This window comes from Mycobacterium shimoidei (assembly GCF_900417275.1).
Lineage (GTDB): Bacteria > Actinomycetota > Actinomycetes > Mycobacteriales > Mycobacteriaceae > Mycobacterium > Mycobacterium shimoidei.
Window position 1 is genome coordinate 1,144,433 of sequence record NZ_UEGW01000001.1, and the last position, 19,016, is coordinate 1,163,448.

Consider the following 19,016-nt stretch of genomic DNA (forward strand, 5'->3'; position numbering starts at 1 on the left):
CTGATGAGCATCGAACAACAACCGCGAGTGTTGCGCGAGGTCGTGCTCGACCAACTGGGCACCGGCGAGCCGATCGCATACCGAATGTGGTTGCCGCCGTTGAAGGATCCCACGCCGGTTAACGAACTCATCGAACGTGACAACCGGCAGCCGCTGCGTTTCGGCCTGGGGATCATGGACGAGCCGCGCCGGCATCGCCAGGAAGTGTGGGGAATCGACGTCTCAGCCGCCGGCGGCAACATCGCCGTCGGCGGAGCCCCGCAGACCGGGAAGTCGACGTTCCTGCAAACGCTGGTGCTGTCGGCTGCCGCCACGCACTCGCCGCGAGACGTGCAGTTCTATTGCATCGACCTCGGCGGCGGCGGGCTGATCTATCTCGAAGATCTGCCGCACGTCGGCGGAGTGGCGACCCGGTCCGAACCGGACCGCGTCAACCGCATGGTCGCAGAAATGAAAGCCGTGTTGCGCGAGCGGGAAAACATCTTCAAGCAGTACCGGGTTGGCTCGATGACGGCGTATCGGCAGATGCGCGAGGACCCGAATCATCCAGCCGCGGCGGACCCTTTCGGCGACGTGTTCCTGGTCGTCGACGGGTGGCCGGCGTTTGTGTCTGAATTCCCTGACCTCGAGGCGATGGTGCAGGACATCGCGGGCCAGGGATTGGCATTCGGTGTCCACACCGTCATCTCCACGCCCCGCTGGACGGAACTGAAGGCGCGGGTGCGTGACTACCTCGGCACCAAGGTGGAGTTCCGGCTCGGTGATATCAACGAAACCCAGATCGACCGGATGACCCGTGAGATTCCGGCCAACCGGCCCGGCCGGGCGATCTCGATGGAAAAACACCACCTGATGATGGGAGTTCCCCGGCTGGACGGTGTGCATAGCGCCGACAACCTAGTGGAGGCGATATCGCAGGCGGTGCAGCAGATTGCAGCCCAGCACACGGAGCAGGCACCGGAGGTACGGGTGCTGCCCGAACGCATCTACCTGCACGAACTCGATCCGAACCCACCGGGACCAGACGCCGGTTACCGCACCCGCTGGATGGTTCCGATCGGGGTGCGCGAATCGGATCTCTCGGTGGCCTACGCGGACATGCAGATGACGCCGCACCTGTTGATCTTCGGTGCCGCGAAATCAGGGAAGACGCGCATCGCGCATGCGGTCGCTCAGGCCATCTGCGCGCGAAACAGTCCGGATCAGGTGCGGTTTATGTTGGCCGACTACCGGTCGGGTCTGTTGGATGCCGTGCCCGACTCGCATCTGCTCGATGCGGGCGCAATCAACCGGAACAGCGCAACCCTCGACGAGGCCATCAAGGCGCTGGCGATCAACTTACGAAAGCGGCTGCCGCCGGCCAACCTGACAACCGCGCAGCTGCGCACGCGGTCGTGGTGGAGCGGACCCGACGTCGTGCTACTGGTCGATGACTGGCACATGATCGTCGCCGCCGGCGGTGCGATGCCGCCGATGACCCCGCTGGCCCCGTTATTGCCAGCCGCCGCGGATATTGGTTTACACATTATCGTCACCTGCCAAATGAGCCACGCGCATCGCGCGACGATGGACAAGTTCGTCGGCGCCGCATTTGGAGCAGGATCGCCGACGTTGTTCCTGTCTGGGGATAAAACCGAGTTCCCGTCGAATGAGATCAAGGTCAAGAGAAGGCCTCCTGGCCAGGCATTTCTCGTCTCTCCGGACGGTAAAGAGGTCATACAGGCGGCCTATGTCGATCCCCCAGAAGAAGTGTCTTTACCACCCTCACAGGGCGGTTAGGATCGATCCGACAGCTTCCGCAAGGAGACATTACGGCCCACCGTCTCCGACGAAGTAGGAGGAGAAATTACAAATGCAACCGATGTCATTTGACCCCGCCGCTGCCGGTATTGGCGCGCAGGTGATTGCCAACGGTACACAGGGCCTGGCCGCCGGGACGGCGGCATCGGCTGCGGTAACAGGATTGGTGCCGGCCGGAGTGGATGAGGTTTCAGCGCAGGCCGCTATGGCGTTCGCGTCGGACGGCGTCGAAGCGCTAGCGCTGCACACGTTCGCACAAGAGGAGCTGGCCCGCGCCGGCGCAGCGTACGTCGAGATCGCCGCGATGTACACGACCGTCGACGCCGCGGCCGCCGCCACCCTGGCCTAGTACTCGGGCAGCCACGTCGAAAGCAAAGCAGTTACGCCATGGTGTTCACGCCACCTTTCGGGGTTGAGTACGGCGCGATGCCGCCGGAACTCAATACCGCACGGCTGCAGGCCGGGGCGGGTGAAGGACCCATGCTGCAGGCGGCCGCAGGGTGGGAAGCCTGGGCTGTGGCGCTTGAGGCGCAGGCTGCCGAACTCGCGGCGGCGCTGGCCGCGCTGAGCGCGGCTTGGACCGGGATGGGCAGCGAGCGAGGGGTTTCGGCGGTCATGCCGATGGTGGCCTGGCTTGAAACCTTGGCACTGCAGGCGCAGAAGCGCGCCGCGCAGGCGAGTGCTCAGGCAGCCTCGTACGTCACCGCGGCCACCACCACCCCGCAGATACCTGAGATCGTAGAGAACCACATCACCAACGCGATCTTGAATGCGACCAATTTCCTTGGTGTGAACACGGTTCCGATCGCAATCAACGAGGCGGACTACGTCCGCATGTGGGTGCAAGCGGCCAACGTGATGTACGCCTATCTGGCCGAGACCACCGCCAACACGATGTTCGAGCCGATCATGCCGATGACGCCGATCGTCATTCCGGGTGTCGGTGAGGCGGTGCTCGGTGCGTCGTTGGGCCGGACCGCCGCAGGTATGGCCGGTGCCGTCGCGCGCGATGCGGTCTTCACCCACGTCACCGGGCAAGCCACGATCGAATCGGTCGGACTGAACAGCGGCAAGGGCGCGGACTTGGCCAACATGGCGGCCACCAATGCGGAAGGCGCTGCGAGCCGCGGGGCGAACGAGGGAGTGTCGCAGGCGACTCAGGAAAATCAGGCAACGCAAGCTCCCCAGCAGGCGATGCAACAGGCGATGCAGGTCGGCTCGCAGGTGGGCTCGCAGGCGATGCAGATCCCGGCGCAGTTGGGGCAGCTGGTGGCAAGCAACCCCATGCAGCAGTTGACTCAGCCGATGCAGCAAGTCGCGTCGATGTTCACCCAAATGGGAAGCATGGGGTCCAACGACCACGGCATCCAGATGGGTCTGCTCGGGGCCAGTCCCCTGTCGAACCATCCGTTGGTTGGTGGCTCAGGGCCGGCTTCCGGGGCCGGGCTGGTGCGGGCGGCTTCGCTGCCCGGCATGGGCGGGTCGTCACCGCGAACACCATTGATGGCCAAGCTGATTGACAGGGTCGACGTTCCGGTGGCGCCGGCGGCGGTAGATGCCGGGGCGGCTGCGGGAGCGTCGGCGACCGCTGGCGCGGCCCCAATCGGCGCAGGGGGCGCCGGACCGGTCGGCATGGCCGGCCAGGCACCGAAAACCGGGGGTACCAAGGCGGCTCTGAAAGCGCCCGCACCGCTCGCCCAGGACCTGGGTGAAGACGAAGGGGACGACTGGTAGTCGTCCAGCCAAAGACTTCACGGCCATGACGGCCGGAAGACTCGCCATTCCCGTGGTGAGGACACAGGAAGAGAGGAAGCAGTTCAGCATGGCACAGATGCAAACCGATGCCGCTGTCCTCGCCAAGGAGGCCAGCAACTTCGAACGGATCTCCGGAGAGCTCAAGGGGGTCATCGCACACGTCGAGTCGGTGGCGGGCACGCTCGCCGGCCAGTTCCAGGGCCAGGCCGGCACGGCCGCGCAGACGGCGCTGATGCGGTTCCAGGAAGCTGCCAACCAGCAGATCATGGAGCTCAACGACATCTCGACGAACATCCACACGGCGGGCGCGCACTACACCTCGACCGACGAGGAGCAGTCGGGCAACCTGTCGTCCGCGATGCACATCTGACCACGACCCCCACGAGAAACGGAGCAAAGAATATGAGCGAACAGCTGTGGAACTTCGCCGGCATCGAAGCTGGCGCCAGCGACATCCAAGGCGCCGTCCAGACCACCCACGGTCTGCTCGACGAGGGCAAGGGTTCTCTTGCCGCGCTGGCAGCGGTGTGGGGCGGTTCCGGTTCGGAGGCCTACCAGGCGGTGCAGATGCGCTGGGACAATACCGCCGCCGAGCTGAACGCTGCGCTGCAGAATCTGGCGCAGACCATCAGCGAGGCCGGCCAGACAATGGGGCAGACGGAAGCCGGCGTCACCGGTATGTTTGCCTAGGACAGCAGGGCGCCGGGGGGCGAGTCCGACCACACGGGGACTTCGCCCCCCGCGTGCTTTGTCACCTTGAACCGATTTTGAGAGGTGCTCATGTCGGCCGACTATGACCGGCTTTTCAATGCCCCCGAGGAACAACCCGGGGACGCTACGACGCAGGTGGATCTGGATGCCGTGCGGCGGTACCAGCCCAACCCGAAGCCGACGAGCCCATCGACCTCGCCCGACGCGCCGCCGCCGCCGATGCCGATCAATGGCCCGTCCCAGGGACAGGCTTGGCAGGCTCAGGCCGCGCCGCAACAGCAGCATTCGCACACCGACATACCGATCCCGCGTTCGAACGGCGCCGCGGCGCCGCAAACGGGAGCCGCGGGCGCGAGCTATGAGCAGCCGCGCACACCGCCCCCTCCCCCGCCGCAGATGCAACCCGCACCGGCGCCGAGCCAGCATTTCGCCGAGTCGCAGCCGGATACAGGATGGCGGGTCGCTGCACCACAGCCCAGCCAGCCGGCCCAAACATCCGCCGCGACGATTGGCAACCATCGCGCGATCGACGCGCTGTCGCACGTCGGCATCAAGTCGCCGGTCAAGATGCCGTCGCAGCGTGGATGGCGGCATTGGCTTTATCTGCTGACCCGGGTGAACCTGGGTTTGTCACCGGACGAACTCTACGAACTCGACCTGCAAATGCGAGTGCGCCGCAACGCCCGCGACTCGTATCAGATCGCGATCCTGGGTCTGAAAGGCGGTGTCGGTAAGACCGCCGTGACCGTGGCGTTGGGCTCAGCGCTGGCCAAGGTGCGCGGTGACCGAATTCTGGCTATCGACGCCGATCCTGGCGCGGGGAACCTCGCCGATCGTGCGGGTCGGCAGTCAGCGGCCACCATCGCGGATCTGCTTGCTGACAAGTCGCTGTCGCGTTACAACGACATTCGTGCCCACACCAGCATGAACGCGTCGAATTTAGAGGTGCTCGCCTCCGAGGAGTACAGCGTGGCGCGCCGCGCGTTCAACGATGAGGACTGGAAGGGCGCGACCGAAATAGTCTCGAGGTACTACAACCTGGTACTCGCGGACTGCGGCACAGGGCTTTTCGATTCCGCCAGCCAGGCTGTGCTGTCGACGGTTTCCGGGATCGTGATCGTCGCAAGCGCGTCGATCGACGGTGCGCGGCAGGCCGCGGTCGCGATGGATTGGCTGCGCCAGAACGGATATCAGGATCTGCTCTCCCGGGCATGCGTGGTCATCAACCACGTTGTGCCGGGTAAGCCGAACCTGGATGTCGAGGATTTGCTGCAGCAATTCGAGCGGCACCTGCAGCCGGGCCGGGTGATCGAGTTGCCGTGGGACAAGCACATTGCGTCCGGGACGGAAATCCAGCTCGATCTGCTGGGTTCGACCTTCCAGCGCAGGATCCTTGAGTTGGCCGCGGCGCTGTCCGACGACTTCGATCGGCTTGAGCGGCGTTGAGCGCGCCAGCAGCTGCCCCGGCAACGTCGGGCACTACACCCAGCAGGCCGGCCACCACCCGGGTGACGATCCTGACCGGTAAGCGAATGACGGATTTGGTGTTGCCCTCGGCGACGCCTATCGAGGCGTATATCGATGAAACCGTCGCGGTGCTCGCCGAATTGCTCGAAGACACTCCGCCCGACGTCCTGGCCGGCTTCGACTTCGGTGCAACCGGTGTTTGGGCTTTCGCCCGCCCGGGTGGGCCGCCGTTGAAACTTGACCAATCGCTCGACGATGCGGGTGTGGTCGACGGCGCCTTGCTTACCCTGGTGTCGGTTAGTCGCACCGAGCGATATCGACCGCTGGTTGAGGATGTCATCGATGCGATCGCGGTGCTCGATGAGTCGCCGGAATTCGATCGCTCGGCGCTGAATCGCTTTGTCGTTACCGCGATTCCGCTGGGCGCGGTGGCGATCACCGTGCTCGCGCTCTTGGCGTGGTCCAACACGGGACATCCGCTGTGGTGGGCGCCGGCGCTGGGGACACTGGGCATCGGTTTATTGGTGGGCAGCCTGTTCGCGCGGAGCCGGTACGGCAACTTGAATATGGCGGAAAGCCTTCTGCTATCGGCTTTTCCGATCATCGCCGGCGCTGTGGCGTTGGCGATTCCCTTACCGCGTGGCGTCGACTCGCTGGGCGCACCGCAATTGGCTGCGGGCGCGATGGCTGTGCTGCTGTTGACCCTGGCTACACGCGGCGGTCCGCGCAAGCGTGCTGAGTTGGCCGCGTTTGCGACGGTTACGGCGATCGCGGTAGCCGGCGCCGCCATCGCCTATGGCTATGGTGGGCAGCACTGGGTACCACCCGGGGCCATCCTTTTCGGGTTGTTTGTGGTGACCAATGCGGCCAAGCTGACGGTGGCGGTCGCGCGGATTGCGTTGCCGCCGATTCCGGCGCCCGGCGAGAACGTCGGCAACGAAGAGTTGCTGGATGCGGTCGAGACACCCGACTCCGTGGACGAGGAATCCTCCACGTGGCAAGCGATTATGGCCTCAGTGCCCGAATCGGCGGCGCGGCTGACCGAGCGCAGCCGCTTGACCAAACAGCTGCTGATCGGGTTCGTCGCGGCCGGCACCCTGGTCCTGGCGGCCGGCGCGATCGCGGTGGTGGTACGCGGCCACTTCTTTGTGCATAGCCTGATCGTGGCCGTACTCGTGACGTTGGTGTGCGGATTCCGGTCTCGGCTGTATGCCGAACCCTGGTGTGCCTGGGCGCTATTGGCTGCGGCTGTAGCCATCCCGACTGGCGTGGTGACCAAGGTGAGTCTGTGGTATCCGCACGCCGCTTGGGTGCCGTTGAGCATCTACCTCGCGTTGGCCATCGTCGCGGTGATATTGGTTGGCGCAACTAGTGGAATCGGTCGGGTGTCGCCGGTGACCAAGCGGATTCTGGAACTTATCGACGGCGCGGCCATCGCTGCGGTGATTCCGCTGCTGCTGTGGATCGCCAGCGTGTACGACATGATTCGCAATATCCGGCTGTAGCGGCGAGGAATTGGTGCAGGTTGATAGGGCAGGTGCCGTTTATGATTTCGTTGGCAAAGGCGCAGCGCGGGAGGGTCACCGATGACGCATGAGACGCTGAAAGTCGATCACGACAAGTTGGAGGAAGCAGGGGCGCGGCTGAGCGAACACGCCAACAACATCCCGTCCGCTCCAGCAGGCTTCTCTGTGTCGGGAAGTGATGCGCTGTCGTCCGCGATCGCCGCGCAGATTCCCAAAGTGGAAGAGCCGATAGTCGGACCATGACGCTGGATAGGGTCAAGCAGGCGGCGCTGCAGACGGCCGCCAAGTTCGGTGAAGCGGCTAGTCGCTATCGCGACACCGATCAAAACCTCGGGCAGAAATTCAATCAGCAACAGTTTGACCGCAGCGGCCAGGGCCAGACTGGCGGTGCACCGGGAACGGCTGGGGCGCCGGGGAGCAACCCGATGAGCGGGATGATGGGCCAGATGGGGCAACTGGGCCAGCTGGCGCAGATGCCGATGCAAATGGCCCAGCAAGCGGCACAGATGCCGATGCAGATGGCGGGAATGCTGGGCGTGGTGCCGCAAAGCATGATGGGCATGATGGGCATGGCGGGCCGGATGGGTTCCGCCGGCCAGCTTGGGCAGCAGGGCGTCAACGCGAATCAGCCAAGCGATATGCCGCAACCGGGAAGTCCGGAGGCGAAGCAGGATAGGTCCGAAGAAAAGCCCAGCGAGGCAAGCGAACCGAGGCAGCAAGCCGCTGGCCCGCAGCGGCAGCCGCTAGCTCCGAATCCGGATTCTCTCGGAGGGGGTGCTGCTGGTGGTCAGTCTGCCGGCCCCGGCGTTCCGATCACACCGCAGGCGCCCAGTCGCCCCGGGCAGCCACCGACCGACGTTGAGCTCTAGTCGTGCTGGTGTCAATTCATTGCGCTTGAGTTTCACGAATTGTGCGTATCCGATCGATTTGGAAAAATCGTGGATCGCTGCATCGGAGGTTTCTACTGATATTGCAGCGCGGCCGAACACCAGATTCGAGGTGCTGATGCTGATTTTAGAGCGGAACCGCGCTGGTCGGACCGACAAATTGCCGCGTCGAGCATGGCGGCCGATAACTTAAGCTGAAGGGAAGCTGCGTTGACGATGCGGCGGCTAATGTGCGGATCCGTGAGAAGGGTCGAATTGCGTTGGGTGACACCGAGGTGAGTGCATGACTTCCCCGCCGCCGCAGAATCCATGGGGTGCAGGACCAGGTGCACCCGGGCCCGGGCAACCTGGATTCGGCCCGCCACCGCAAGGCCAGCCGTATGGGCCGCCACAGGGACAACAGCAGCCGTGGTATCCACCCGCTGGTCCGCCGAAAAAGGGCGGCAGCTTGAAGTGGGTGATAATTGGTGTAGTAGCACTCGTCGCTGTTATTGCGATGGCGGTTGCAGTCACGGTTGTGGTTCTGCGGTCCAATTCCGACGGTGGCTCACACGATCCGGCTACACCGACGTCTGGTTTGGCTTTGGGAATAGCCAGTGGCGCGGATAAAGGACCCGCCGCACTTATCACGAGTGATTCCACCTGTGCAGCATGGACGCCCATCGGCACGAACCTCTCCGCTGGGCAGAGCAACGGTTGGGAAAATCGGGATCCGTCAGTTCCCGCCACCAGCTGGACTCCTGAGCAACACTCGCAGTACCAAGCTGCGGCACAGGCGATGCGTACCGCCGCTGACCAATCCGTGGCGCTGGCCAAAACCACGCCACATCGGGTGATGCGTGAACTCTACGAACAGTTCATCGCCTACGCGCGCGCCTACGCCGATCGCATCCCCAACTACACTGCCAACGACGACCACTTGGCCCGCGTCGCAAACAGTGCGTCGAGCACGATCGGAGCGATTTGTGCCGCAGTCGCTGACCATTCAGCTGAGGCGCGTGCGCCGTTCATCGAGCCGGCGGCACCACCATCTAAGGTCACACCACCTGGCGATCCAGCAAGTCCCACGCAATTCCTCACCAAGGACAATCCGACCTGTGGCCCGTGGAAGATGGCGCTGGATCAGTTGGACGCGGATACAGCCGACTGGCGCGCCACGGACCCGAATGTCCCAGCTGCTGAATGGGGTCCAGAACAGAAGAAAGTAAATGACGACGCGGCGCAAGTGATGAGCAAATTCGCGCAGAAAATCGAAACGCTAGGCCAGCAAAGCGGTAATTCGACTTGGCAGGATTTCGCTACCCTTGCCGCGCAGTACCGCCGGGCATTTGTTCAATCAATACCAAGCTATACTCCGGCTGATAACCAGTTAGCTAACGTTTCTGCCTTTGCTGGACACATAATCAATTCAGCCTGTGCCGCGGTTGAGAGGTAACCGATGGGTAAGCCAAAACCAACGGGACAGTACGCCGAACAAATGCTTAACCCGGGCGGTTGGCCGGAGGTCGACGAGGACAGCTTGTACAGCCGCGCCGATGCTTTCAAGAGCACATTGCGCCAGCTAACTAACGCGCTTGAGGGATGGGAGCATGAGCAGGCCGAGATCTTCAGCGGAGGCATTTGGTCGGGCGGCGCTGCTAACGCAGCTAACGGTGAGGTCGACAAAATTATTCATGAGTTGACAGGAATGCAAAATAGTCTTGTCAGTGCGATCACCTGGTATGACCGTGTCGCTAGTAGCGTTGCGCAGATCAAAGCGACGATTGTCGACCGGGTTCAGCAAGCTCAACAGCAGATTATTGAACTGGAAAGCGACTCCAATAGCGATGCTGACGACCGTGCTGATGCAATTGCGTCGTTGGTCAGCCAAGTTCATAGCGAGAACGTTGGCGACGTGAACTCGGCAGCAGCAAATGTGCCGGCTGCCGCCAGCTGGAAACCACCCTACGCCGCCCTCAAGAATATTCTGAATCAAAAAATGCCACCGCAGCAGGATTCAGCGGGGGCTAAGCCGCCTCTGTCGGCTATAGCTCCGAACGGGAACGGCAGACCCGGCGCTGCGGGCTCCGCGCCCGATGTGTACGCGTCTCCCAATTCAGCGAGGCCGAGCCCAGCACCACCGGGTAACTCCGGGTCAACTAGAGCTGCCGCTGGAGGATCCGGGCCGGATGCATATGTACCACCTCCGCCGCCACGGCCAGACCCAGCACTGTCAGGCAATTCTGCCTCAACTCGGGCTAGCGCTGGGGGTACCGCTCCAGCGGCATACACGCCACCGCCACCCGCCAGCGCCAAATCTTCAACTCCGCCACCAGTAACTCTGCGGAGCGAGCCAGGCCAGATCGCCAGTGGTAGTGCTGGAGCTCCACCGTCGTCAGCTGGACCGACGCCGTCCATAGGTATGGGGAGTGCACCTTCTCATGGCAGTTCCTCTGCGCCATCGGCAATGGCCGGCCTAAGTGGATTCGGCCAGGGGCAGGGACCTGGACAAGAACGACTGGACCGACCTGAGTCCTCAGCGGCGCAGGCTGCCGCTGGGCAAGCCCTCGGCCGGGCGCCGTTAGGTGCTGCGCCGTTGGGTGCAGCTGCCGCATCGGCGGTGCCGCTCGCGGCAGCGGAGTCGGCAATGATGGCACCGGCAGCGGCCCACGGCCCGGCGGTTCCGGAAACGCCTGCCGCGCACGTCTCTAATGTCACCCATAGCGGTGGCGGCGGCGGCCAAGGCGGTGGCGGTGGAGTCGGCACCGGTCTCGGTGGCGGCGGAATGGCCGCCTCCCCAGTGATGTCGGGTTCAGGCGGCACCGCCTCACCGATGCCATTGCTGCCACCGCCCACCCCGCCGCCGGCCGGGCCGGTGCAGCCGCCGGGCGGGGGTGGACAGGGAGCACCGGGCAGTGCCACTCAGGGCGGTCCAGGCGGGCCGGGTGTGCATCCGGCCTCCACCAATAGCACTAGCGGGAGCGGTGGTGGCGGGTCAGGTGGCTCGTCGCAGTCCGATGTCGCGCCGGCGCCGATCCCGGTCTCGGCGGCCCGGGCGCATAAGGATGTGGTAGCCGACGCCACCAACCGGCAAAGCGCCACCGACCAATTGCGGGTGGCCTACCGCATCGCCGCTGCGCTTAATGCCGCCGATATGGCCAACCCGGCCGACTTCCGGTTCTTCTGGATGACCGCAGTGACCGCAGATGGGCGCATTGTGGTGGCCAACAGCTACGGGTTGGGCTACATCCCCGAGGCGGTCACGCTGCCCACTCAAGTGACCATGGCGTCGGCCGACGACAGCGTTCCTGTCGAGCAGCGGGCGCGGTGGGCAACGTATCCACATCTGGCCCTGCAAGATTGGGCGGTGCATCACGACACCACGCTGCGGATTGTCATTGGCAAGGAGGAGCATTTCGAGGGTATTGATCCCGGTGCGCCGAAACACATTCTGGTAGAAGAAGACATCCCCGCCAGCGGCAAGATGCAAGGCCGCTCTCGCCTGGACGTCGTCGCTCCCGACGCGGCGGCTCAGCTGGCCGGCATCAGCGACCTGAGTCTGGTCGACATGTTGCCTCCGGCGCCGGTGGACGCCTCGCCGCCGGCCGATCAGCGCAGCACGCTGTGGTGGGAAGTGATGAAGCACTTGATGAGCAGCGACACCGACCGCGGCGTGGCGCACTTGCAAGCATTCGCGGCTTACTCCAACCACTGCCAAGGGCTGGCCCTGCACGCCGCGCACACCGCTGTGCACGCCGTCGAACAACGCGACGCTGTGGCGAATTGGCTGTACTGGCAGCACATCACGAGTCTGCTCAACAGTGCGCTGGTCGGCGCAAGTCAGCGATAAAACCTTCAGGACGGACGAGGCCTTTAACTGAAGACGATGGGTTCGGGCGATCCCTTTGTGTTCTTCGTGGTGGTCACGTCACGGCACTCACCGTAGAGTCGGATGTCCCGGTGAGGCAAACTGACGTCTTGAGAATCGAGCACAGCGACCACGTTGTCCTTTTTGAGGACCGTGCCATGGCTGTGAAAGCCAGGATCGCCTGTCCAGCCGGCACTCTGGAGGCTCTGCGTCATCTTGGCAATCTGGGTGTCAGATTCCTCGAAGCTTGCGGCTCGTGGATAGGCAATTCTCATTTCCCCACGGAAAGGTGGATCGCCTTGGTCGTTGCAGGATGAGCGCCAAAAAAATGCTTCGACGACGTGAAGACCCAAGGCATTAACTATCTCTCGCGCGGCATCGACAACTTGAGCCTTCGACTGCTCGGGTGTCATCGGATTCGACACGTTTTCATGCAAAGGGTTCATAGCTCCACATCCTGCGACGAGAATTACCGCGCCAGCGCCTAGTAGTGCCCGAATGTTGCGAATTCGTACGTCCAAGCCGGAATTCTTTCTAGTGGTAGTGACCGGTCGTGCCCGGCCGGGTTAGCTCGGGATCCCAGGGAAGACCGGCTGGATAGCGATGCGGAGCCGTCATGCCGTGGCGTTGCAGAGCATCGCCGTGGCTGGAGGCAATATCGGCGATGCTGTAGAGGGATTCGCTGCCGGGGTCGAAATAGTGGCTGTGATCCTTCCACGGCGCTGTTCCCGCTACTTCGGCTTTAAACCGTGTCGACCCAAAGTTGTCGCCCGCCGGGTCGACGCCAAGGCCTACGGTAATCCCAGTTCCTGGCACATGTTCGTTGAGGCCGGCGCTGATCCCGGCGATTGGGTCGGTCGACGCCGCACCCACAAACACGTGGCCGCCCTCGGGTAAATGGAAGTCGGCAGCACTGCGCGCCAGGTCGGTTCCCGGGGAGCCAATCAGAACCACGTCATTAGCGTGCATGCCGTATCCGGCTGCCGCATCGGCTACCGTCGTTGACCCATAAGAATGTCCAATAACGGTGACGTGTGACGCGCCTACATGGGTGGCGTTAAGGGCGTTGACGTCTGACGCCAGCAGGGTCCCGCCCTCATGCGCCAGGCTGGTCTGTGCGACTCGGAGATCGCCCAAGCTATCGGGCGCGTCATAGCCCATCCATGCGACGACGGATCTGCTGCTGCCGAGATCGGCACTCTTGGTTTCGTTATAGACGTTGGCGGCATCATTGCTGCTGAGCCAGCCCTCCGTCACGCTGTGACTAGTCCCTGGTACTACGACGACAGTGTTGGCGGAGACGTCAGGATTGCCAATGGCAATGGCTGCGCGGCCCTGTCCGTTGAACTTCTCCGGTTCGTACACTTGGAGGAACGTCGGAGCACCGGTCCTCGCGCTGTTCTTCTCCAGCCCCTCCTTGACCTTAGTTGCGTTGGTATATCGCGTGATATCGGTCGGCGTCAGTCCATAGTCTTGCGGATGCGCCTTGACTTCATCGACGCTGACATTATGTTGGGCAGCCGCATTGGTGACTCGGTCGATGTCCGCCTGCATCACCGTCTTGTTCGCGGTGCTGCGCGCTACGACCGGAACGCCGTTGAGGTTCCCTAATTTGTCGGGATGATCGCGGAGTAGCTGATCCTGCTGAGCCTTGCTCAGCGAATCCCACCACCGTTTAACCTCATTGGGGTCCTTGCTGTCGGGGATCCGGGGTTCTCGCTTGCGATCCTTTCCGTCCGGATCCTGATCACCCGGCCCGTTCTGCTTTGGGCCACCTAGCACCCTGTACTCGTTGCCAATCGTCTGGATACGCCCACCGATAGCGTTGAGGTCGCTGTTGGTCTGCCGGACGACATCCACAACGTCACCAATCCCCTTGCGGGCGATCGGCATTAACGCCTGTTCGCGATCCGCACCCGGCGGCACGGTCGAGGCCGCGTCCAGCACCCACTGCCTGACCTGATCCAAGTTCTGCCGACCCGCAGTCACCACCGCAGCCGAGCGGTCGACTTCGGCGCCCAGGCGCTGATCCAGCCCGGCCATCTGCCCTAGCACCCGAGCCTGCTTGCTGTTGGTCTCGGCATACGAATCAGCCGCTGTGCCAGTCCACCTAGACCCCGGCGTTGCCGACTCCACACCGCTTTGAGCCTGCCGCAACTGAGTACTGCGATCGAACTGCGTACCGTCCTGCGGAGTGCCCTCCCCCAGCGTCGAGCGTGCATTCGACCACGTCGACATGAAGGCGTCAATCGCTCCCATGTCAGGCCAACTCCGAACCAGCTTCACCGGTTATGTCGGCGATCGTCGCTTCGAGCCGTTCGCGGTCGGCTTCGATCGAGGCAGTGGCGGCAGCCGTCGCGTTTTGCAGCGCCTCGTTGAGCCGCTGCTCGACGGTGTCCGCGCCCTGACGCAGCAGCCCGTCGGCTATGACGACGTCAGTAAGCCAATGGTGTCCATTCAGAGTGACCTCGACGGACTCGGATTCGTCTGTCGCGGTGAACCTTTCAGATTTCATCTTGTGCAGCTGCTCGTCAAGAACTGCCTGCAACCGCTGCGCCTGCTCAAGCACCGCTGCCACTTCCGGATGCATGTCTGCGCTCACTTCGACTCCTTGGCATCCGGCGCCTCTTTGCGGCGGCGCGCCCCGATGACGCCCTCGGTCCACTCGCGATCTTCCTTGTACAGCTCCTCGTCGGGGCTAAGTCCTGGAGAGCGCCGCTTTTCCTTGCCGCCCTGACCGTGAGCGCCGTGGCCGGCCATCGGAACGCCGCCCATGGCACCACCCATCGCACCACCCGGGGCGGCCTTGGCCGCGGCCTCCGCTGCATGTTCCGCCGCTCCATGTGACGGCGCCACCGCGGTACCGGCGACTGCGGGTTGCAGTGGGCGCGGTCCACCGCCGCCACCACCTCCGCCGCCACCGGCGCCGCCTCCTTTTGTTCCGGCGGGTTTGAGGTTGGGCCCCTTGGGCAAGTTCGGCGCGGCCTTGGCCGCGGCCGGCATACCGCCCGGCAATCCGCCGGCGGGTATGCCGCCGCCCTTTCCGGCGCCGGCACCGGCAGTGGGTGCGCCACCGCCGGCCGGTACGCCCGCGCCGGCCGGCTTCGCACCGGCTGCAGTCTGCTGCGGCGCGACCGATTGGCCGACCGGCGCGGCCATCGACGACGGCGCACCGCCTTGCGAGGCGGCGCCACCGCCCCCGCCGGGCTGCCCGCCGCCGACTCCTGTTCCCGGCTGCGAGGTTTCGGCCTCGGTGCCTTCCTCGCCGGCCGGCACCGCGGGTCGGCGTGGGTCGCCGTTGGTCGAAACCGGGATCGACGGGCCGGCACCATCGCGGGGTTCGGGCGGTTGCACCCGATCGATGGCGGCAGCTGACGCGTATGCGGCGCGGACTTGCTCGGACGCCGCCTGTAGCTTGAAAAGGCCCTCCAGGATGGCCGGCTTGTCGCCGTCCTCCGCGGCCTCATACTGCTTTTTCAGCGCCATCCACTGGTCGTAAATGGGGGTGTGGTCGGCGCGGGCTTTCTCGTGTGCGTCGGCGACTCTGTCTCCCTCGGCGGCAAGCTGCTGCCAGGTGCCCGCCAGGCTGTGCAGCCACCCGCCGAAATCGTTGAAACGACCGTAGGCCGCCTCCGCGGCCACGCCTTCCCAGTTCTGAATCCTCACCTGGAATGGCTCTGCGGCCGTCTGGAGGTTGTTACCGGTCGTGCGCCAGAAGTTTGCAGCCGCCCGCAGCGAGGCGCCCTGATCACCGTCCTTGAGGGCATTCTCAACCTCTTCGGGGTCACCTTGTCCATGGCCGGGTCTACCGGGCACTCCCGGTGCGCTGGGGTGTGAAGCCGGTGGAATGGAGCAGTCGTCGGGCTTGACGGGACCATTGGAAATCGGCTTTCCGGCGTTGATTTCACTCATCGCGCGCAGGTCGACTTCGTCATATGCCTTCGCGACGTGGTACAGCGACTCTGCCAGCCGCTTGCCTTCGGTAGCGCCCCAGTTCTGGTATTCCCAAATGGATCGCGCGGCGTTGGCGAGGTTGGCAGCGGCGTCGATCGACGTCGTCAGCGCGGATGCTGGGGTGATCGGCGGCTCCTCCCCCGGAGTAGCCCAGTGGATGCCGTTGATTTCGTCGGCCTTGGCCCGAAGATCGTTGGTGTCGACCCTGAGTTCTTCGCCCATCTACTTCTCCAATGCCGACTGGAAACGGCTTTCTTCGCGGGGGTTGATCAACCGGATCGGCAACTGCCGGTGTCGTGGCGTGTCAATGAAGTTGTGCCGCAGGATGATTCGGCTGGCCCCAGGACGCGGACCCAGGTACGTCGTGGCGTTGGGCCAAACGACCTTGTTCACCGATCCGATGTGGCCGTTGACGTATGCGGCGAACTCCTGAAATCGGGGTTCCAGCGTAACGACCGCCCCGGCGGCTGCCGAACGCACCACGAATTGGGTAAACAGCCGGGCATCACCGAGATTCACGCTCACGTCGATGTCGTCGAACGGCATGTACACCGGGTAGCGCTCGGTTGTCTCACCGATCAGCACACCAGCTGATCCGATCGGCAACTGGTAATGCCGGTCGCTGACCGGTGCTTCGCCCTCCAATGCGGCTCGCTGGCCGCCGAACAGACACGAAAACCCACGCGGTGTTTTCGGATGGCTGAGCGTGGTCAGCAGCACCGTCGACTGCGGTGCCATGCCGGGCGCCAGCCGAACCCGGGTGATGGTGTGGTCGGCGCGCGCCGACCACCAAATGTCCGGACCGCCGGGCGCGGTATAGGCAGCGGTGAATGCGCTGCGGCCCTTGATCAGTGACCACGTCTCACGTTCGAAGCTGATCTCGGTGGCCCGGTCGAAACTGGTGAAAGTGCGGGCACATCGGGCGTCGATGCCGTTGCTCGCCAGTTGGTCGGCGATGCGCGTCGTCGACGCGACGAGATACCGGGCCAGGCCCTCCACTCCGGCGGCCCGCCGGTGCGCCGACTTGCGCGCCTTCTCCGGGTCGGCCCGCAGCACGATCCAGGTGCGGCGGTTAGCCGGCGCCGGATACGGTCCGATCACCTGCTGGTAGAGACCGACCAGGTTCGCCGGCGCGGTCTTGCCGACGCGATACCCGGCCGATACCACGTCGGCCGCCAGATCGGGGCAATGCGCCGCAAGCAGCTGCTCCACTAACTCGGTGTCCACCACATCGTCGGTGTGCGCCTCGCCGTTGACGATGACCGTCGGTGTGAACGGCCGCGGAACCAGCTCGATCAGCGAAACCAAATGCTCGCCCTGCCAGCGCACCGCGACGTGATCTCCCGGCATCACCGTGGCACCCACGGCGGGCTCCGACGGCGGCTCTGGTGCGCTGCGGCGCCGTCGCCGCCAGGAGTTCAGCGCCGCGATCCAGCCCGTCAGTCGTCGCCCGCGCACCGCGATCAGGGCCGCGAGCACCACCAGCACCGCCAGCGTGATACCGAGCCACAGATAACCCAGCCCCGCGAACAACGCCACGCACGCCGGGGCCAGCGCCGCCGCCACTATGGAATGGCCGGTGGTGAATCGCACCGCGACGACGTTGCTCATCGACGCCTCAGCGCCCGTCGGCTGAGCACACCCACACCCAGCAGAAGCCCCAGGGCGACACCGCCGATGACCACGATGGTGATCGGCCCGCGATCGGGCGGCGGGACGTAGGCCGGCGGGGGCATCTGCTTGACGTTGTAGGGGGCGGTCTTCGCACCGGCCGGAAGCTCCCACGTCAGGGCGGCAACCGGGTCGATCACGCCCGCGCCGACGACGTTGTCCACACCTCCCCCGGGATGCCGGGCGGTGGCAGTGAGCCGGTTGATGACCTGTGCCGGCGTCAGATCAGGGAACCGTTGCCGCACCAACGCCGCCACCCCGGAGACGTACGCCGCGGAAAACGACGTGCCGGCGATGGGGATCGGGCCGTCTTGGCCCTGCAGCGCGTTGACCGGGTTGCCGTCGTAGCCCAGCGCGATGATGTTGTCGCCCGGTGCGACGGCACCCAGCCACGGCCCGTGCATGGAGAAGTTGCTCGGCGCGGCGTCCTCGCCGAAGCTTCCGACCGTCAGGACCAGCGGGTCGTACCACGCCGGGGTCACGATTGTCTGAACCTGTTTCCAACCGCGCGGGTCGTTGGGCACCGACGGGTCGGGCGGCGGATTCTGCGTGCACTCTTGACCGGTGTTGCCGGCGGCTACGACGACCACTGCGTTCTTGACGTTGACGGCGTAGTTGACGGCGGCACCCAGCGTCGATTCATCGACGGGCCGAGTGACCTTCACGCAGGCCGCTTCGCTGACATTGATGACGCCCGCGCCCAGGTTCGCAGCGTGCACGATCGCGCGCGCCAGGCTGCGGATGGATCCCGCGGTTTGGGTGGAGTTCGGGTCGTTGGGGTCGACCCGCGCGCCCACCGGCTGAAACGCCTCGGAGGTCTGCCGCAACGAGAGCAGCCGGGCCTCGGGTGCGACCCCGACGAAGGCATCGGTGGGCGCCGGCCGCCCGGCGATGATCGACGCGGTCAAGGTGCCGTGCGCATCGCAGTCTGATAGCCCGTCGCCGCCCTTGTCGACGAAATCTCCGCCAGGCTCGGCGGGCACCCGCGGCGAGGCGTTGACGCCGGTATCGATCACCGCGACGGTGACGCCGGCGCCGGTGGCAAACTTCTGGGCGTCAGTGATGTGTAGGTAGCTGGCGGCCCAGGACGGATCGGCGAACTTCGCATCCGGGAACGACGTCGGCGCCGCGCAGACGCGACGCTGCTCCATAGGCTGGTCGGGCCCGGTTTCATCGGGCGGCATGGCGGCCGGGTCGATCGCGGGAGGGGCGATCGCCGAAGCGGGAGGCGCGCTCAAGATCGCCAACGCGACCGTCGCCAGCAAAACGGCGAAACGGCGCACCATCGACCGCTCCTCTCGTCCGCGCGCCCACCACAAAACACGCGCCGCCCGGCGGCGAGCAACATCATTCCACCCCGTGGCGGCACGCAGGCACTGCGGTAATCCTAAGGCTGTG

18 protein-coding genes are annotated in these 19,016 nt (G+C 64.7%); 11 read left to right on the forward strand and 7 right to left on the reverse strand.

Annotation, left to right across the window (positions count from 1 at the left end; all coding sequences use genetic code 11):
* The first annotated feature begins 3 nt into the window (after positions 1-3).
* The 10 genes from eccCb (at position 4) to MSP7336_RS05605 (ending at position 9,581) form a co-directional block, all read left to right on the forward strand.
* Positions 4-1,779 (forward strand): type VII secretion protein EccCb, encoded by a 1,776-nt coding sequence (eccCb, locus tag MSP7336_RS05560; protein WP_113963235.1) that lies wholly within the window; start codon positions 4-6, stop codon positions 1,777-1,779.
* A 73-nt stretch (positions 1,780-1,852) separates the two neighbouring features.
* Positions 1,853-2,149 (forward strand): PE family protein, encoded by a 297-nt coding sequence (locus MSP7336_RS05565; RefSeq protein ID WP_069394049.1) that lies wholly within the window; start codon positions 1,853-1,855, stop codon positions 2,147-2,149.
* A gap of 38 nt (positions 2,150-2,187) precedes the next feature.
* Positions 2,188-3,534 (forward strand): PPE family protein, encoded by a 1,347-nt coding sequence (locus MSP7336_RS05570; RefSeq protein ID WP_244917416.1) that lies wholly within the window; start codon positions 2,188-2,190, stop codon positions 3,532-3,534.
* A gap of 88 nt (positions 3,535-3,622) precedes the next feature.
* Positions 3,623-3,925: a WXG100 family type VII secretion target gene (locus MSP7336_RS05575; protein WP_069394047.1), complete on the forward strand. Its 303-nt coding sequence runs from the start codon at positions 3,623-3,625 to the stop codon at positions 3,923-3,925.
* Between the two features lie 32 nt (positions 3,926-3,957).
* Positions 3,958-4,245 (forward strand): WXG100 family type VII secretion target, encoded by a 288-nt coding sequence (locus MSP7336_RS05580; protein ID WP_069394046.1) that lies wholly within the window; start codon positions 3,958-3,960, stop codon positions 4,243-4,245.
* A gap of 90 nt (positions 4,246-4,335) precedes the next feature.
* The gene (locus MSP7336_RS05585) at positions 4,336-5,712 is read left to right on the forward strand and encodes a MinD/ParA family ATP-binding protein (RefSeq protein WP_069394045.1); all 1,377 of its coding nucleotides are present in this window, start codon (positions 4,336-4,338) and stop codon (positions 5,710-5,712) included.
* Positions 5,709-7,238, forward strand: coding sequence for a type VII secretion integral membrane protein EccD (gene eccD, locus MSP7336_RS05590; RefSeq protein WP_113963236.1), 1,530 nt, complete (start codon positions 5,709-5,711; stop codon positions 7,236-7,238). Before MSP7336_RS05585 ends, eccD begins: the two co-directional genes overlap by 4 nt.
* A gap of 81 nt (positions 7,239-7,319) precedes the next feature.
* On the forward strand, positions 7,320-7,502 hold the full coding sequence (locus MSP7336_RS05595) for a hypothetical protein (protein ID WP_069394044.1): 183 nt from the start codon (positions 7,320-7,322) through the stop codon (positions 7,500-7,502).
* Positions 7,499-8,128: a hypothetical protein gene (locus tag MSP7336_RS05600; protein WP_113963237.1), complete on the forward strand. Its 630-nt coding sequence runs from the start codon at positions 7,499-7,501 to the stop codon at positions 8,126-8,128. Before MSP7336_RS05595 ends, MSP7336_RS05600 begins: the two co-directional genes overlap by 4 nt.
* Before the next feature lie 475 nt (positions 8,129-8,603).
* Positions 8,604-9,581, forward strand: coding sequence for a hypothetical protein (locus MSP7336_RS05605; RefSeq protein WP_181786569.1), 978 nt, complete (start codon positions 8,604-8,606; stop codon positions 9,579-9,581).
* A 126-nt stretch (positions 9,582-9,707) separates the two neighbouring features.
* Here MSP7336_RS05605 and MSP7336_RS05610 read toward each other — a convergent pair whose 3' ends face one another.
* On the reverse strand, positions 9,708-10,022 hold the full coding sequence (locus MSP7336_RS05610) for a hypothetical protein (protein ID WP_113963239.1): 315 nt from the start codon (positions 10,020-10,022) through the stop codon (positions 9,708-9,710).
* A 699-nt stretch (positions 10,023-10,721) separates the two neighbouring features.
* Here MSP7336_RS05610 and MSP7336_RS05620 point away from each other — a divergent pair.
* On the forward strand, positions 10,722-11,975 hold the full coding sequence (locus MSP7336_RS05620) for a hypothetical protein (protein ID WP_220178591.1): 1,254 nt from the start codon (positions 10,722-10,724) through the stop codon (positions 11,973-11,975).
* A gap of 23 nt (positions 11,976-11,998) precedes the next feature.
* Here MSP7336_RS05620 and MSP7336_RS05625 read toward each other — a convergent pair whose 3' ends face one another.
* The 6 genes from MSP7336_RS05625 to mycP all read right to left on the reverse strand — a co-directional run bounded on the left by MSP7336_RS05625 (position 11,999) and on the right by mycP (position 18,904).
* A complete protein-coding gene (locus MSP7336_RS05625) occupies positions 11,999-12,439 on the reverse strand; it encodes a hypothetical protein (RefSeq protein WP_084226255.1) in 441 nt (146 codons plus the stop codon).
* An 88-nt stretch (positions 12,440-12,527) separates the two neighbouring features.
* Entirely contained in the window at positions 12,528-14,252 is a 1,725-nt protein-coding gene (locus tag MSP7336_RS05630; RefSeq protein WP_113963242.1) for an alpha/beta hydrolase, read from the reverse strand.
* Between the two features lies 1 nt (position 14,253).
* Complete coding sequence (locus MSP7336_RS05635) at positions 14,254-14,583, reverse strand: YbaB/EbfC family nucleoid-associated protein (protein ID WP_069394040.1); 330 nt, start codon at positions 14,581-14,583, stop codon at positions 14,254-14,256.
* 8 nt (positions 14,584-14,591) lie between these two features.
* Positions 14,592-16,169, reverse strand: coding sequence for a PPE domain-containing protein (locus MSP7336_RS24440; RefSeq protein ID WP_069394039.1), 1,578 nt, complete (start codon positions 16,167-16,169; stop codon positions 14,592-14,594).
* Positions 16,170-17,558, reverse strand: coding sequence for a type VII secretion protein EccE (eccE, locus tag MSP7336_RS05645; protein WP_113963243.1), 1,389 nt, complete (start codon positions 17,556-17,558; stop codon positions 16,170-16,172).
* The gene (gene mycP, locus MSP7336_RS05650; RefSeq protein ID WP_181786574.1) at positions 17,555-18,904 is read right to left on the reverse strand and encodes a type VII secretion-associated serine protease mycosin; all 1,350 of its coding nucleotides are present in this window, start codon (positions 18,902-18,904) and stop codon (positions 17,555-17,557) included. The genes eccE and mycP overlap by 4 nt, the downstream gene beginning before the upstream one ends.
* Positions 18,905-19,016: the final 112 nt, after the last annotated feature.

Bases quoted from the DNA above. Each gene is read 5' to 3' on its own strand.
- eccE (WP_113963243.1), bottom strand. From the start codon at position 17,558: ATGAGCAACGTCGTCGCGGTGCGATTCACCACCGGCCATTCCATAGTG.
- MSP7336_RS05585 (WP_069394045.1), top strand. From the start codon at position 4,336: ATGTCGGCCGACTATGACCGGCTTTTCAATGCCCCCGAGGAACAACCC.
- MSP7336_RS05610 (WP_113963239.1), bottom strand. From the start codon at position 10,022: ATGAACTTGGCTGACCAACGACGCAATTGCATCAGCACGGTCGTCAGC.
- eccCb (WP_113963235.1), top strand. From the start codon at position 4: ATGAGCATCGAACAACAACCGCGAGTGTTGCGCGAGGTCGTGCTCGAC.
- MSP7336_RS05570 (WP_244917416.1), top strand. From the start codon at position 2,188: ATGGTGTTCACGCCACCTTTCGGGGTTGAGTACGGCGCGATGCCGCCG.
- MSP7336_RS05635 (WP_069394040.1), bottom strand. From the start codon at position 14,583: ATGCATCCGGAAGTGGCAGCGGTGCTTGAGCAGGCGCAGCGGTTGCAG.
- MSP7336_RS05580 (WP_069394046.1), top strand. From the start codon at position 3,958: ATGAGCGAACAGCTGTGGAACTTCGCCGGCATCGAAGCTGGCGCCAGC.
- MSP7336_RS05595 (WP_069394044.1), top strand. From the start codon at position 7,320: ATGACGCATGAGACGCTGAAAGTCGATCACGACAAGTTGGAGGAAGCA.
- MSP7336_RS05630 (WP_113963242.1), bottom strand. From the start codon at position 14,252: ATGGGAGCGATTGACGCCTTCATGTCGACGTGGTCGAATGCACGCTCG.
- MSP7336_RS24440 (WP_069394039.1), bottom strand. From the start codon at position 16,169: ATGGGCGAAGAACTCAGGGTCGACACCAACGATCTTCGGGCCAAGGCC.
- MSP7336_RS05600 (WP_113963237.1), top strand. From the start codon at position 7,499: ATGACGCTGGATAGGGTCAAGCAGGCGGCGCTGCAGACGGCCGCCAAG.
- MSP7336_RS05625 (WP_084226255.1), bottom strand. From the start codon at position 12,439: ATGAACCCTTTGCATGAAAACGTGTCGAATCCGATGACACCCGAGCAG.
- mycP (WP_181786574.1), bottom strand. From the start codon at position 18,904: ATGGTGCGCCGTTTCGCCGTTTTGCTGGCGACGGTCGCGTTGGCGATC.
- MSP7336_RS05565 (WP_069394049.1), top strand. From the start codon at position 1,853: ATGCAACCGATGTCATTTGACCCCGCCGCTGCCGGTATTGGCGCGCAG.
- MSP7336_RS05575 (WP_069394047.1), top strand. From the start codon at position 3,623: ATGGCACAGATGCAAACCGATGCCGCTGTCCTCGCCAAGGAGGCCAGC.